Genomic DNA, 15,526 nt, shown 5'->3' with positions numbered 1-15,526 from the left:
TGCAAGAACTTAGTGCTTCGCACCGAATTAAATAACGGCTATTTAGGTTTCGTTAGTCTGGCGACACGCTTCAGCGTAGAGCCTATTATGTTTCTCTATTGGACGCTATTGCGTCTGTCTGATAAAGCAGGCGGTTTTTGTGGGTTTCGATAACCTTAGTGGATTGCATTGTCATTGCCGACATTGTAAAAAATAGCGTTGCTGATGTCTTGCAGACAGCTAGTACTTCAAATTATCGCCATAATGGAACATCACAGAGCATTTTTAAGCGTTTTTACGCTTCGGCATATCCTTTTCACGCAAAATTTAAAAACGATCCTTAAAAGCCCTCAAACAACATTTATTTGGAATAAAAAAATGTTATATTTTAAATACAGGAATAATTTTAAATACAAACTTGTTTTGACATGATAGAAAAAATATTAGAATTAGAAAAAATCACTCAGATAAAGAAATCAAATATAGAAGGATTAGGATTATTTAGTAAGGCACGAATAAAAAGAAATACATGCCTTGGTATTTCCTTTGTTTTAACAACCAATATTTCTAAGGAAATAACTCATCTTTTTGATAAACCAAAAAGTAATTTAATAAAAGATGTTCTATATACCCAAACAAAATTTACTAGATATATTAATCATAACATAACCCCTAATTGTGTATTAGACTTAGATAATAATGATTATTGGACAATAATTGCAATAAAAGATATTTCTAAAAATGAAGAAATTACAGTTGATTATAAACCCATATACAATAAGTTAAAAATAAATATAGACTTATTCCCATTTCTTAACGATTAATAAAAAAGACAGTTCTCCAAACTTAAAAGTTTAGTTTTGTACCATATTTTAAAATGTTTTAAAATGCTCAATATACATTGAGGTTCTGTCGCAAACTGGTAAATCAATTTCAATTTTCCTGAAATGGTTATCCTTTGGATACAGTTATGCAGCTATAGCATAAAATTGATCCCATACAGTCATCTTACCAGCATTAATGTGCGGACCTTTTTTGATCATGTTAATCAACTCGTAACCGGCTATAGTAGACTCCATAGAATCCCATGCTTTAAACCCTAACATGGGTCGAGTCAATCTCTTTATATTTCTATGATCCTGCTCTATCAAATTATTCAGATACTTATTTTGTCTAATCTCTATACCATGAGTTAGCCATATTCCAAGCAAAAATAGAAAGATATTAATAGTTAGTAAAGCAGCTTCATTAGCACCAGATTTATCTATATTAACTTTCTCCGGTAAGCCATGTTTATCTATCGCTCTGTATAAGTATACCCACTCTCCTTTGTATTTGATGTATGTCTCATCAATTTTCCAACTAATATAACTGCCATATTTAAGGAACGTTTTACTGAAGTTAGCTTCAAGCTCTTTAGCATATTTAATAACCCAACGATTGATAGTGCTATGATCTACACTTACTCCTCGCTCCTTCATCAACTCTTCTATATGCCTATAGCTTAGTGGATATGATAGATACCAACAATATGATTAATTTAGCAAAATGTCTACCTGTAAAATCTAACATAGAAAAACATAATTGTTTTTGTGATAAAATAATACTACAAAATTACACAATTGTCAGTTTGCGACAGAACCTCATTTTTTATCTCTAATTTCAAAGTTTTAAAAAAGGAACCTAATATGTAATAATTAGGTCAAATTGTTCGTAAGATAATATCATGAAAATAACTAAATTATAGTGAATATGGTTTTGTAAAAAACAAAAAAATAAGTCATTTTTGCTTTATAAAAGAAACTATTTTAATCATCTGCTATAATCTGTTTATCTAAAATTTTCAAAAATAATTTGCATGGCTGAAAAATATATATACTCAATGCATAGGGTCGGCAAAGTTGTGCCACCTAACAAATATATCCTTAAAGATATTTCACTATCATTTTTTGATGGTGCAAAGATTGGTGTATTAGGTCTTAATGGTTCTGGTAAATCTACTCTACTTAGAATTATGGCTGGTCTTGATACTGATATTGTTGGTGAAGCAGCTCCACGTAAAGGTGTCAAAATTGGTTATCTACCACAAGAACCGAAGCTTGATGAAACAAAAGATGTAAGAGGTAATGTTGAAGAAGCATTATCACACTTGCAAGAGATGCTTACTAGGTTTGATGAAATTAGTATGAAGTTTTGTGAGCCAATGTCAGATGATGAAATGGCTAAACTTCTAGAAGAGCAAGGTAATTTACAAAATGCTATAGATGCCGCTGGTGCTTGGGAGATTGATCGTAAGCTAGAGGTTGCTGCAGAAGCTCTTCGCCTTCCACCTTGGGATGCTGATGTTACTAAGCTATCTGGTGGTGAAGCTCGTCGTGTTGCTTTATGTAAACTTCTATTATCTGCTCCTGATATCTTACTTCTAGATGAGCCTACTAACCATTTAGATGCAGAATCTGTAGCATGGTTAGAGAAATTCTTGGCAGAATATAAAGGTACAGTTGTAGCTATTACCCATGATAGATATTTCTTAGATAATGTTGCTGAGTGGATTCTTGAGCTTGATAGAGGAGAAGGTATACCATTTAAAGGTAACTATTCACAATGGCTTGAGCAAAAGCAAAAACGTCTAGAGATGGAAGAGAAACGTGAATCTTCACATCAAAAAGCGCTTAAAGAAGAGCTAGAGTGGGTACGTCAAAATGCCAAAGGTCGTCAAGCTAAATCAAAAGCTAGATTAGCGAAATTTGATGAGTTAAGCTCTCAAGAGTTCCAAAAGCGTAATGAAACTCAAGAGCTATATATTCCACCTGGAGAAAGACTTGGTAACAATGTCATCAAAGTCAAAGATCTTGTTAAATCATTTGATGATAAGCTTCTTGTAGATGGTCTTGAAATGGATGTGTATCCAGGTTCGATTGTTGGTATTATTGGAGCTAATGGTGCTGGTAAGTCTACATTCTTTAAGATGCTAACTGGTAAAGAAACTCCTGATTCTGGTGAGATAAATATCGGTGAAACTGTAAATTTAGCTTATGTAGATCAATCTCGTGATGCTCTAGATGATAACAAAACTGTTTGGGAAGAAATTGCAGATGGTCTAGATGTAATTACAGTTGGTAAATTCACTATTCCATCACGCCAATATGTAGGTAGATTTAACTTCAAAGGTGCAGATCAGCAGAAATATATTTCTCAGCTATCAGGTGGAGAGAGAAACCGTGTCCATCTTGCGAAGCTACTTAGAAGTGGTGGCAATGTTATTCTACTAGATGAACCGACAAACGATCTTGATGTCGAGACTCTAAGAGCACTTGAAGAAGCTATATTAGCTTTCCCTGGTTGTATTATGGTTATTTCGCATGATAGATGGTTCCTAAACCGTATTGCGACTCATATGCTTGCTTTTGAGGGTAATAGTGAAGTAGTTTGGTTTGAAGGTAACTACGATGCTTATATCGAAGACAAAAAACGCCGTCTTGGCGATAAATATGATGCTATTACTAAGATTAAATATAAGCGAATTTCGGTTGATTAATATTTATCTAATCAGCTATTTATCTAAATGATATTAAAGTAAAATCTTAATTATTTTTCTTTAATAAATAGCTTCGCTGGAGAGGTTTATGATTAAAAAAATAGTGTTTTATATATGCTTTTTTCTCTTCCTACTAAACTATAGTTTTGCTGATACTGGTATTAGTAATGATCCGATAAATGCTCCTTCTAATCCTCCAAAAACAGAGAGTAAAGGTTTTTTGGGTGAATTTGTAGTTACACCAGTTACAGATGTAGCCTTATTGGCAACTGCACCAGTTGGTTCTTTTTTTGGTTTATTCAAAGGGGCTTCAAAGACACAAGATATTCTCTATAATGGAGAATATCATTCAGGTGATAGCGATATAGTTAATGCTTTTGTAGCTCCATTTGCAGCAATAGGCTTTGCATTAGGTGGAGCAATTTATATGACTGTCAAACTACCTACTGATCTGATAAGTGGTGAAAAGTTAGATTACTAAAAAGGAGTATATTTATAACTCGTAATATTCCTGCTGAGGTAATACAAAAGTTATTTGATTCTTTGTCATCAGCTACTACAGAGGCCTGATGTATTTTTGTATCAAAGATAACAATTTTATAAAAAATAAATTATAATCACCTCAGAGTTTATTCTGACAATATTTATCTAAACTCTTTTTTATCAAAAGTTTGATAATCTGCTTCGTATAACGTGTTGTTAACACAAGTTAGAATTTGCTCAGATAAATATTTAAAGTTAAAAACCTTAAGGGATTATTATATGTCATTTGAGAGTTACCCAAAAACCAGACTTCGTCGAACTAGACAGACTGAATGGTCAAGAAAGTTAATTGCAGAAAATACTCTTTCGCCAAGTGATTTAATTTGGCCGGTATTTATACATGACCGTGATGATGAAGGAGATATTCCTATTGAGTCTATGCCTGGAGTATTTCGTTATAGCCTAAAAAGTGTTCCAGCCATTGTCAGAAAAGCAACTGAGTTAGGAATCCCAGCAATAGCACTTTTTCCAAATATAAGTAGTCATAAGAAAGACTCTCAAGCATCAGAGGCTGTAAATCCATCAAATATTGTTTGTCGAGCTATAAAAGCTGCAAAAGATGAAAATAAGAATATCGGAATTATATGTGATGTAGCTTTAGATCCTTTCACAGATCACGGACATGATGGGATTTTAGACGATAAACATAGGGTATTGAATGACCAGACTGTAGATGTACTAGTACAGCAAGCACTAGTTCAAGCGCAGGCAGGATGTGATATCGTTGCGCCTTCTGATATGATGGATGGGCGTATTGGAATGATTCGTCAAGCATTAGAAGACGAGGGGTTAGTTGATACGCAGATTATGTCATACGCAGCTAAGTATGCTTCAGGATTTTATGGACCATTTAGGGATGCTATAGGCACTACTAACCTAACAGGCAATGATAAAATATTAAAATTTCGCGATAAGCGTGGCTATCAAATGGATCCAGCAAACTCTGATGAAGCACTTAGAGAAGTAGCTATGGATATATCAGAAGGCGCTGATAGTGTTATGGTCAAGCCTGGTATGCCATATCTAGATATAGTTTATAGAGTATCATCAGAGTTTAGACTGCCAACTTTTGTTTATCAGGTAAGTGGCGAATATAATATGCTTAAAAAATCTGTTGATTGTGGTGATTTAGATGAGAAAGTTATTTTAGAGTCTCTGCTAGTGTTTAAGCGTGCTGGTGCATGTGGGATATTTACGTATTTTGCACCTTATGCTGCTGAGAAGCTATTACAGAAGTAATTATATGAATTTATATTAGCTCTTAGTTATAAGTTTACTAAACTATAGATCTAGTTTACTTATAATATTTTTAGACATTGACTCTATAGCATTTCTTACAATGTCAGAGAGTATTTCATCTTTTTTAAAGATTCTTTGACCCTCTACACCATAAAACTCAATATTACTAATATCCATCCCTATAGCATCAGCTAATGCTAAAGATGGCGCAACTCCAACGCTATGTGAGGATAGAAAACCACCAAAGCTAAGTATGTCTTTTGCTTTGAAATAAAACTCTGTACCTGGTGTAACTTTTGCATATACCGCATCTATAAGGATAATTTTGTCATATCCACTATCTAGAAATGTTAGTAGATTTAAACCTGGTCTATCAGCACTTTCTACAGTTATATTTTGGATATTTTTTTCTCTTACAACTTCAGCTAGTTTATCGGCTACAAACCAACCAAATTGATCATCTGCAAAAGGTGATCCAATACCAAGAATTAGAGTTTTTTGTTTCATTTTTTACCTTTTATGATAAATAAAATTCTGTAGGAGTAGCACATTATGCTGTCCAGTAAGGTATTATTTTATTTTTCTTTTTGAGTATACATTTACAAACTTAAACACAAAAAATACAGAGAAAATAGCTACTAAGCTTAAGCCAATAGTAGATGAATAATCATCAACAAAGTCTGTAACTAGATTAATTGTAGCTATATTTGTATTTAATAATCCTAACAATTCAACTAAAGCAACGATATAAGCAGCTACTATCACAATACATAGTATTATAATGTTATAACGATAAAATCTCTGCTCTTTTGAGTTAAAGCTTAGAACTTTTGACATTAATCCAGCATCTATAGAGTCAACTATAATCATCCCTAGAGCAAATGAGATAGGTAGCAACATAATATACCAAATAGAAAGCCTACAAAATACATTTTATATGGTCTATCTATAACTTTGATTATAGGTCTAAAAAGTTTTGCCAATACAGAATTTGATGTATGATCGTGAGCCATACTAGTTTTATTTTTGAGCATTTTCTTTAGAGAGAGAAGACTCATAGTCCCTGTTAGTAGCAAAAATACAGCTGATACAATAGTTCCAAAAAATGCACCAATATCCAAAGCACTAGTTTTCTCGATACTTGCAAAACTAAAGCCGATAACTATAAGTAGAGTAAGTAGAAAAACTATTGTAGAGTGACCTAAAGCAAAAAATAAACCAGTTTTGAAACTTGCTCTGTTTTGAGTTATTAGTTGTCTAGTTACATTATCTATAGCTACAATATGATCAGCATCAAAGCCATGTCTAAGACCTAGCATAAAGGCAATGCCAATCATGCTAAGCATTTTGAGATCTTGGGTTGCTAGGAATAATAGTAACGCTAAGATTAGTACAGAGAAAATAGTTATATTTTTTCTCATATTAGTTCCTTAAATTATGAACATAGTTAATATTTCGCTACTTATTTTAACTAATTTTGTTTCTTAAATTAGAAATTTATAGCTAAATTAAAAAAATATGTGTCATAGGATGATTGATTGTGTTTAATCTCTATCAATATTCAATGTTAAGAAATGTGCAGAACAAGATATACAAGGATCATAGTTACGAATAACCATCTCAGCATGTAGTCTTAGCTCATCTTCTGGCTTATCTAAACCAAAGTTTTCTAAAGCTATACGCAGATCAGCCTCAATACAAGGTAAGTTTTGTGATGTAGGTGCTGATATTCTTATTTTCTCAGCTAAACCTTGATCATTAACCTTGATATGATCTATCTGAATACCACGCGGAGCTTCTACAGCACCCCAAGCATCGGCAGCTTTGACAGTATAGTCAACACATGGAGTATCTGTATATGAGTAGTTTTCACATACTTGTAACGCTCTTTCGATAGCCCAGTAGCCTTCGATAGCTCTAGCAACTACAGAGTGGAACATATTTTTACTTGGCCATTTAACACCAGTAGCATGTGCCATTTCTTGGATATGCTTAGGTAGTTTGTCGAAGTTTAGGTTGATTCTTGGCAGAGGACCTAAAAGTATTGGCTGACCATCAACAGTTGTAGAGTGTAGCGCTGTAGATTGTGGAGCATGGAACTCTCTGAAATGATCATCATACTCACTAATATGGAATTTCTCACCATCACTAGTAATCACATCATCACCAAATACAGGATATTCAGTAGGATGTGATAAGCTAACCATCTTAAACGGAATAGTAGTATCTGGGAATGATAGTGTAGATACCCACTCAACCACATCTTTAGCTTCTTTTAGGGCATCTTTTAGCTTAGGAATCAGTGCATGAACATCTTTTACCAAAGGAGCTTTGTAGAAGCCACCAACTTTCATACCATTAGGATGAACAGATCTACCGCCTAGTAGTTTAAGTATATCATTACCCAAGTGCTGTAATTTAACACCACGTACAACTTCTTTAGGAAAGTCTTTTGCCATCTCGATAGCAGATCTATAGCCCAAGAAGTCAGGAGCTGCTAATAAGTGTACATGCAGATAATGTGACTCAATCCACTCACCTAAGAACATCAATAGACGCATATCATCAATCCATTGAGTTCTAGTGATTTCAAAAGCAGTTTCATAAGCTCTTGAGAAGCCTGCTTGATATGCTAGAGGGCAGATACCGCAGATACGAGCTACAGCATCGATAATTGCATTTGGTTCTCTACCTTCGAGGAATTTTTCAAAATAACGTGGTGGTTCATAGATTCTTAGCTCACACTTATCTATTTTGCCATCTTTGATTCTTAAATCTAAAGCACCTTCACCTTCAACACGGGCTAAAATAGGCACTTCAATAACTGTTTCTCTACTCATGATTATACTCCAGCCTTTTTAAATACTTCATCTTGGCTACTGATAAATCTATATTTATCTTGGATTTGTTTGTCTGATAAACCAAGTTCTTTTAATCTGGTTGTCATTGCATCGAGGTTGGCATATTTTGATGCACCAAAGCAACCATAACAACCACGTCCAAGTTTTGGACAGATTGCGCCGCAACCATCTGCTGTTACAGGACCCAAGCATGGCTCATCTTTTGCCACCATTACACAAGTAACCCCAGCATGCTTACAGCTTGTGCAAACTGGATCAACAACTTTCTCAGGCTCTACACCAAATAGTAGCTGGCGGATAGCTTTGAGTATTTGCTCCGTAGTTATAGGACAACCAGAGATTTCAAAATCAACATTTACATACTCTTTGATAGCTTTTGCTGTAGATAAATCTTCTTTGATAATCACATCTGTATCTTGAGGATATACAGCTTTTTGCCATTCTAAGAGCTCGGCAGCATTTGTATAGTTTCTTAGAGATTGAATACCACCAGCCACGGCACAAGCACCGATAGCCACTACATACTTTGCTTTTTCTCTAATTTTTTGTAAGCGTGGAATATCATGATGAGTGTTTACACTACCTTCGATAAATGCAATATCAACATCAGCAAACTCATCTAGAGGACCAGCTTCTGCAAAGTGAACAATATCAACCATTTCAGCTAATGTAAGTAATGATACAGCATCATTGATTAGAGCTAGTTGGCAACCATCACATGAGCTGAATTTATGCACTGCGATTTTTGGTCTAGGAGCTAAATTTTTTAATTTATCTTGAGCTGACATAACTATACTCCTTTTATTTCTAGTAGTTTTTTAACAGCTGGATAAGCATATACAGCACCATCTTTACAGACAAACTCTTTGCCCATTTGGCAATGACCGCAATGTCCGATAGCACACTTCATGCTACGCTCTAAGCTGACAAAAATTTGCTCTTCTGGTACGCCAACCTTAGCAAACTCTTTAGCAACATTTTTCATCATAATCTCAGGACCAACAGTCATAACGACAGTATTTTTGTGATCAATATCAAGATCCGGAATTGCTGCAGTTACAAAACCATCATACCATTTCCATGGACCATGAGGCTTACCAGCTGTAGCTGCTAAAAGTACTTGTGTATTTGGTTGGTTGTTCCAGCGAGTGTATTTATCTTGATAAATAAGGCCAGAAGTATCGCGAATACCTTGTACTACATAGACTTTGCCATAAGCATCTCTATCTTTTAGGATTTCTTCTGTTGCAGCAACTAGAGGAGCATTACCAAGACCGCCAGTCATAATTACAACATCTTTACCTTTAGCTTGTTCTACAGGCCAAGAGCTACCAAACGGACCTCTAACACCGATTGTTTCACCAGTTTTTAGTTTGTCCATACCCTTAGTTATACGACCAACTACTTGGATTGTATGCTCAAAGATATCATCGGCAAAATTTCTATCATTAACAATAGATATTGCAACTTCACCAACACCATATAAGTACAGCATATTAAACTGACCAGGGTGAAACTTATAATTTTTGCGTAATTCTTCATCTACAAAGCGTAAACGCAGGGTAAAAATATCATCAGCATCTTGGATAAATTCAACTATCTCTGCTTCATGAGGTAAATAAGCATCTTGTGGGTATATCATAATTATTTCTCCTCACAAATAGCGTTAATTTCTTCTGTAACATCAATTTTTACAGGGCACCATGTGACACAACGACCACAGCCAACACAACCTTTAGTCTTAAACTGTTCTCTCCAAGTACCAAATTTATGAGTTAGCCATTGGCGATATCTGTGTTTTGGTTCTTCACGATATAGTTCACCATGAGTGTAGCTATGATCTAAGCCAAAGCATGAATCCCATTCACGAGTATGTTCACTCTCTTTACCATCTAAACTCGGCTCTTCTTTTTCTGTATGGCAGAAACAGGTAGGACATGATTGAGTACAGCTACCACAAGATAGGCAACGAGCTGCAACATCATCCCATTGCGGATGGTCATAAGAGCTTGTTAGAGCTTTTTCTACTTGAGCTATCGGTGGTAGAGTTTTCTCTTGCATACCATATACAGCTTTTACTTTTTGCTCAGCTTGGTATGTTTGCGCACCTGTTGCAGGATCTAGTTGTAATGCCAATATAGCTTGTCTACCTTTGTCACTACCTGTCTCGATTACAAAACCATTGTCAATCTCTGTCATCGCTAGATCAAAACCTTTATCAGCCTCAGGCTTATCACCTAGAGCGATACAAAAACAGTTGCTATGCGCCGTAGTACAATTAGCAGCTACGATAAACATAGCTTCTCTTCTAGCTTTATAACGAACATCTTGATATGCATTTTCAACAAACACTCTATCTTGAATCTCAATAGCTCTCAGATCACAAGGTCTAACACCTAGTACAGCATATTTTTTATTATTTAAGCTTTGATTGAACGTTAGTTTGCCACTCTCATCACGAGAGACTTTCCAGAGTGTTTCTTTCTCTTCAAAAAGCATCGGCTTAACAGACTGAACTGGTACACTCCAACCAAAAGCTTTTTTGGCATCTGTTTTGATGACTTCATATTTTGCAGGCTCTTGTATATCGACATAACCCCATGGAAGCTCACTTGCATTGTTTATATTGTCATAAACAATTGATTTATCTCTAACTGCTGGTGCCATAACTTCATAGCCTTGCCCTGAGAAGTAAGAAATCATTCTATCTAGATCATCATGTTTTAAGAAATAAAACTGACTCATATTACTCTCCTTAACATATTCTTGGTAATTGCTCACCACTTAACCAATCTACGCGTCTTTTGCCACCAAATGTGGTTTTCATAAAGACTTGAGATTGCTCACTTTTTCTTACGGTTGCTATCACTTGGGCATTTTCTCCTAATGGATGACCCCTTAAGCAGTCTAGAACCTTTTGAGTCTGACTAGGCTTACAAGCGATTAAAATTTTGCCTTCATTGGCGATATATAATGGATCCAAACCAAGAAGCTCACATGCTGATTGAACTTCTCTAGAGACAGGAAGATTTGCCTCATCTATCTCGATAGCTACATTGTATTGGTTAGCCCATTCATTTAGGGTTGCACCAACTCCACCTCGAGTAGGATCACGCATTGTTTTTATTTGACATTTATTGTCATAAATTGAATCAACTAAGTTGTCTAAAGATGTTGCATCACTCACTATTTGACATTCAAAGTCAAGACCAGCTCGTTGTGACATTACAGCTACACCATGATCTCCAAGAGTACCATTGATGATAATCTCATCACCATCTTCAAGAGCATCTCTAGTTACAAAATCATCACGGATAACTCCAACTCCAGTTGTATTGATAAAGATGCCATCACCTTTACCTTTCTCGACAACTTTAGTATCGCCTGTTACGATTTGGACATTAGCTTTTTTGGCAGCTTCAGCCATGGAGTCCAGGATTATTTTTAAATCTTTAAGAGGTAGGCCTTCTTCTAAAATAAGCCCTACAGAGATATATAGTGGTTTAGCACCACCAACTACTAGATCATTAACAGTCCCATGAATTGCAAGACTACCTATATTGCCACCCCTAAAGAAATATGGCGTGATTACATAACTATCTGTTGTCATGGCAATTTTGCCATTTATTTGTGGTAGTATGGCTTGATCTTCTGCTTGAGCTAAATACTGGCTATCAAAACTTTTTTTAATCATCTGCTCGATTAAATGATACATAGCCTTACCACCGGCTCCCATTGCTAGATCGACTACACCACTTTTGATATTTAATTTCACAGCCATTTTAGTCTCCGTATTGATAATGTGCTGCACAAGCACCTTCAGATGAAACCATACATGCTCCCATCGGTTGCTCAGGAGTACAAACCACACCAAATAATTTGCAATCTTTTGGCTCTTTTAAGCCTCTTAGAATATCAGGACAAGCACATTGCTTATGCTCTAGCCCTCGCACCTCGGGTATTTGATAGTATTTTTCAGCATCAAACTTTGCATATTCATCTTTTATTTCTAAAGCACTATTTGGGATATATCCAAGTCCACGCCATTCAAAGGTATCTCTGATAGTAAGATATTGAGAGATTAAATCTTGTGCTAGTTGGTTGCCATCAGGTACTACAGCCCTTGTATATTGATTTTCTACGCCTATTTTGTCAGCGTTAATCATCTTGATAAGCATTAGTGTAGATTGTAGTACATCCAAAGGCTCGAAACCTGCTACAACCATTGGTTTTTGATATTCTTTGGTTACTTTATCATAAGCGTTACTACCAATGATTACACTGACATGAGATGGACCTAAAAAGCCATCAATCTTAACATCCTCAGATAAGATTGCTTGCATAGCTACAGGTGTAAGTACATGGTTACAAAATATTAGAAAATTATCTAATTTCTTAGCTATCGCGAGTTGTATAGCAACAGCAGTTGGGGGAGTAGTTGTCTCAAACCCGATAGCAAAGAATATAATCTTTTTATTAGGATTTTCTTCAGCAAGTTTTAGAGCATCTTCTACTGAGTAGATCATACGCACATCAGCACCACGTGCCTTAGCTTTGATTAGACTATCTTGATGAGATCCTGGTACGCGAATCATATCTGCATAGCTACAGAAGATTACATCTTTTTGTGATGCCAAAAATATTGCTTGATCCACTCTTTTGATAGGTAGTACACAAACTGGACACCCCGGACCATGTATCATTTTGACATTTTCTGGTAAAAGACAAGGAATCCCATAACGATGTAGTGCATGTGTATGCCCACCACAAAACTCCATTAGGTTATATTGTCTATTAGGGTCAACTTCTTTAGCGATTTGTTGTAAAAGACTTTTTGCAACTTTCGGGGCCCTAAATTCTTGTATGTAATCCATTACATTACCCCTTTTATATTATACTTTTTAGATCCTCTAGAGTCTGATGAGCCATTTCTTTGTCTAGTTTACTTAATGCAAAGCCAACATGGATTATGACAAAATCACCTATAAGAACTTTATCTCTTAGTAGTGCTAGAGATATATTCTTTTTTACACCGCCAAGATTAACAATCGCTTGATTATCTTCTTTGATTTCTACAATTTCTGCGGGTATTGCTAAGCACATTTTATTCACCTTTTTTATATTTTTTGGCACCAAGCCAAGCTTGTCCAAGGCTTACACCACCATCATTTAGAGGAACTTTCTCTGATATATAAATATTGAAATCCATTTCTTTAAGTTGACGGTAAGTCTCTGTTAGTAGTAGCTTATTTTGGAAACAACCGCCACTTAGTATTATATTCTTAATATTTCGAAGTTGGGCTGAGTTACTAATCCACTGCGCCAGAGCATAAGCCAAAGTGCTGTGCCATAAGTTACTAGCAACACTTATATTATCGCATTTTATTATGCTTTTTAGTAGTTTTTTTAAATTTAAATTAGTTTTAAATGATACCGATTTGGTATCATATTGAATGTTTGAAATATCAGCTAAAGACTCTAATTCTATAGCGGCTTGAGCCTCGTAAGTGTTGATATGGCAAACATTTAATAAGCTAGAAACAGCATCAAAAACTCTACCCATACTTGTAGTTTTACCTTTAGGTAAAGAGTCATTTTGTAAAAGCTTGATTAGACTTTCAGCTTGCGGAAACTCTTTGAGATGATTTGGTATCTCAAGATCGTATTTATAGCATACTGCAAGAGCCATTCGCCAAGGTTCTTTTGCAACTTTATCACCACCGATATATTCGATAGGATCTAGTTCACCAATTCGGTTAAACTCTAAATTATCAATATCACAATGATAAAGCTCGCCACCTCTAGCTAGGCCATCCTCACCTAAACCAAAACCATCTAGTACCAAACCTATAGCTTGACCTTGTAGGTTATGCTCAGCGATTACAGCTGCTAGGTGAGCTTGATGATGTTGAATCTGATAAATTGGTAGATCAAACTTTTGCGCAAAATGCGTAGTATAAATATCAGGATGTAAATCACATGCAATACCATCAAACTTAAGTCCAAACATCTTTTGGAAATGTTCCAAAGACTGCTCAAAAAACTCTATATTAGTTTGGCTATCCATATCGCCAATATGTTGCGATACAAAGGCTTGACTATCTTTAATAAAGCAAAAAGTGTTCTTTAAAAATGTACCAGTAGCTAATATATTTGGTAAGCTTTCAGATAACTGTATTGATTGTGGTACAAATCCTCGAGATCTTCTAATTGGTAGATTTTTATCTATCACAGTATGAAAGACACTATCATCACTTTTTATTGCAATATCACGATTATCTGTAACTATTAGATCAGCGATATCTTTGAGTTTTTCTAGGGCTTCATCATTATTAGCAATGATGCTTTCACCAGATATATTTGCACTAGTAACTATCAAAGCTAAATTGTAAGCTTCTTTAAGCCAGTTAGCTCCCTGAGGTTGATTTAATAGATGATAAAAAAGGATATAATCAGAGCCAGTTGTTGGCAGCATAAAACCAAGCTGATTTATGCGTGGTGCAATAGATGAGCTAATATTGTTAGTAGAATGTCTTTTAAGTAAGACAATAGGTCTGATAGTCGTGTTTAGAAGCTCGTCTTGCTGTGTAGTAACTTCTGCAAAATGCTCTTGTATGCTTTGGGTATTTAAAGCCATTAAAGCAAAAGGTTTATTTGGGCGATGCTTTCTTTTGCGGAGTTCTTCGACTGCTTTGGTATTTGTAGCATCTACAACTAATTTAAAGCCATTTTGACTTTTAATAGCGATGATTTTACCAGCTTTGATAGTTTGAGATATTTCATCAAAAGAGTGTGATAATCCTGGGCCACAGCTAGAGCATGCAACAGTTTGAGCATGGTAATGTCTATCTAGTGGATTTGTGTAACTATCATGACAGCCATCACAGAGTGGAAAATCTTTATAAGTAGTTTTATCTCTATCATAAGGTAGGCTTTGTATCGTGCTGAAGCGAGGGCCACAGTGTGTACAGCTAGTGTATGGATATAGATAATAGCGACTTTGTGGGTTAAAAATATCATCTAAGCACAAGTCACAAATAGCTGTATCAGCAGGTATTTTCGTTGCAGAGCTACCTTGTTGAGTTTCTAGAATGCTGAAATTTGTAAATTCACTTTCAGTTTGACAAATAGTTTTTTCAATAGTTTCTATACTAGCTAGAGGTGGCAACTTTGCCTGCATATCAATTATAAAGCTATCTGCAACAGATTCATCACATTGTAGAATTATCTCAACACCATAAGGGGTATTTTGTACCGAGCCATATAATGCTAAATCTTTAGCAAGACAATAGATAAAGGGGCGAAATCCAACCCCTTGAACTATACCATTGACGAGAATTTTTGTTATGGTTTGTTGCATGGGAAT

At 35.4% G+C, this 15,526-nt stretch carries 13 protein-coding genes and 2 pseudogenes; 4 read left to right on the top strand and 11 right to left on the bottom strand.

Annotated features, from left to right (window positions below; translation table 11 throughout):
* Positions 1-407: 407 nt before the first annotated feature.
* On the top strand, positions 408-803 hold the full coding sequence (locus tag F3D59_RS00210; protein WP_150463347.1) for an SET domain-containing protein-lysine N-methyltransferase: 396 nt from the start codon (positions 408-410) through the stop codon (positions 801-803).
* A gap of 144 nt (positions 804-947) precedes the next feature.
* On the opposite strand, the pseudogene F3D59_RS00205 reads toward F3D59_RS00210, so the two are convergent.
* A pseudogene (locus tag F3D59_RS00205) lies at positions 948-1,551 on the bottom strand (IS6 family transposase).
* Positions 1,552-1,837: 286 nt separating this feature from the next.
* Here F3D59_RS00205 and ettA point away from each other — a divergent pair.
* The 3 genes from ettA to hemB all read left to right on the top strand — a co-directional run bounded on the left by ettA (position 1,838) and on the right by hemB (position 5,299).
* Positions 1,838-3,517: an energy-dependent translational throttle protein EttA gene (gene ettA / locus F3D59_RS00200; RefSeq protein ID WP_150463346.1), complete on the top strand. Its 1,680-nt coding sequence runs from the start codon at positions 1,838-1,840 to the stop codon at positions 3,515-3,517.
* Positions 3,518-3,605: 88 nt separating this feature from the next.
* Complete coding sequence (locus F3D59_RS00195) at positions 3,606-3,998, top strand: hypothetical protein (protein WP_150463345.1); 393 nt, start codon at positions 3,606-3,608, stop codon at positions 3,996-3,998.
* 281 nt (positions 3,999-4,279) lie between these two features.
* Positions 4,280-5,299: a porphobilinogen synthase gene (gene hemB / locus F3D59_RS00190; RefSeq protein WP_146421529.1), complete on the top strand. Its 1,020-nt coding sequence runs from the start codon at positions 4,280-4,282 to the stop codon at positions 5,297-5,299.
* Positions 5,300-5,341: 42 nt separating this feature from the next.
* Here the strand turns inward: hemB and F3D59_RS00185 are convergent, their stop codons facing one another.
* From F3D59_RS00185 to hypF, 10 genes and pseudogenes are all read right to left on the bottom strand, one after another.
* Positions 5,342-5,806 (bottom strand): hydrogenase maturation protease, encoded by a 465-nt coding sequence (locus F3D59_RS00185; RefSeq protein WP_150463344.1) that lies wholly within the window; start codon positions 5,804-5,806, stop codon positions 5,342-5,344.
* Between the two features lie 63 nt (positions 5,807-5,869).
* Positions 5,870-6,618, bottom strand: a pseudogene (locus F3D59_RS10150) (metal transporter).
* Positions 6,619-6,843: 225 nt separating this feature from the next.
* Positions 6,844-8,139 carry a Ni/Fe hydrogenase subunit alpha gene (locus F3D59_RS00175; RefSeq protein WP_150463343.1) on the bottom strand — a complete coding sequence of 432 codons (1,296 nt, stop codon included), beginning with the start codon at positions 8,137-8,139 and terminating at the stop codon, positions 6,844-6,846.
* A gap of 2 nt (positions 8,140-8,141) precedes the next feature.
* Entirely contained in the window at positions 8,142-8,948 is an 807-nt protein-coding gene (locus tag F3D59_RS00170; protein ID WP_150463342.1) for a sulfhydrogenase subunit delta, read from the bottom strand.
* A gap of 2 nt (positions 8,949-8,950) precedes the next feature.
* Entirely contained in the window at positions 8,951-9,802 is an 852-nt protein-coding gene (locus F3D59_RS00165) for an FAD/NAD(P)-binding protein (RefSeq protein WP_150463341.1), read from the bottom strand.
* A gap of 2 nt (positions 9,803-9,804) precedes the next feature.
* Positions 9,805-10,905 carry a 4Fe-4S dicluster domain-containing protein gene (locus F3D59_RS00160; RefSeq protein WP_150463340.1) on the bottom strand — a complete coding sequence of 367 codons (1,101 nt, stop codon included), beginning with the start codon at positions 10,903-10,905 and terminating at the stop codon, positions 9,805-9,807.
* 10 nt (positions 10,906-10,915) lie between these two features.
* The gene (hypE, locus tag F3D59_RS00155; protein ID WP_150463339.1) at positions 10,916-11,941 is read right to left on the bottom strand and encodes a hydrogenase expression/formation protein HypE; all 1,026 of its coding nucleotides are present in this window, start codon (positions 11,939-11,941) and stop codon (positions 10,916-10,918) included.
* 1 nt (position 11,942) lies between these two features.
* Entirely contained in the window at positions 11,943-13,034 is a 1,092-nt protein-coding gene (hypD, locus tag F3D59_RS00150; protein WP_150463338.1) for a hydrogenase formation protein HypD, read from the bottom strand.
* A gap of 13 nt (positions 13,035-13,047) precedes the next feature.
* Positions 13,048-13,263 carry a HypC/HybG/HupF family hydrogenase formation chaperone gene (locus tag F3D59_RS00145; protein WP_150463337.1) on the bottom strand — a complete coding sequence of 72 codons (216 nt, stop codon included), beginning with the start codon at positions 13,261-13,263 and terminating at the stop codon, positions 13,048-13,050.
* A gap of 1 nt (position 13,264) precedes the next feature.
* Positions 13,265-15,520, bottom strand: coding sequence for a carbamoyltransferase HypF (gene hypF / locus F3D59_RS00140; RefSeq protein ID WP_150463336.1), 2,256 nt, complete (start codon positions 15,518-15,520; stop codon positions 13,265-13,267).
* Positions 15,521-15,526: the final 6 nt, after the last annotated feature.

The organism is Francisella sp. XLW-1 (genome assembly GCF_008711455.1).
Lineage (GTDB): Bacteria > Pseudomonadota > Gammaproteobacteria > Francisellales > Francisellaceae > Francisella > Francisella salimarina.
Note: the sequence above shows the minus strand (reverse complement) of the source record. Positions and strands in the feature narration are given on the sequence as shown.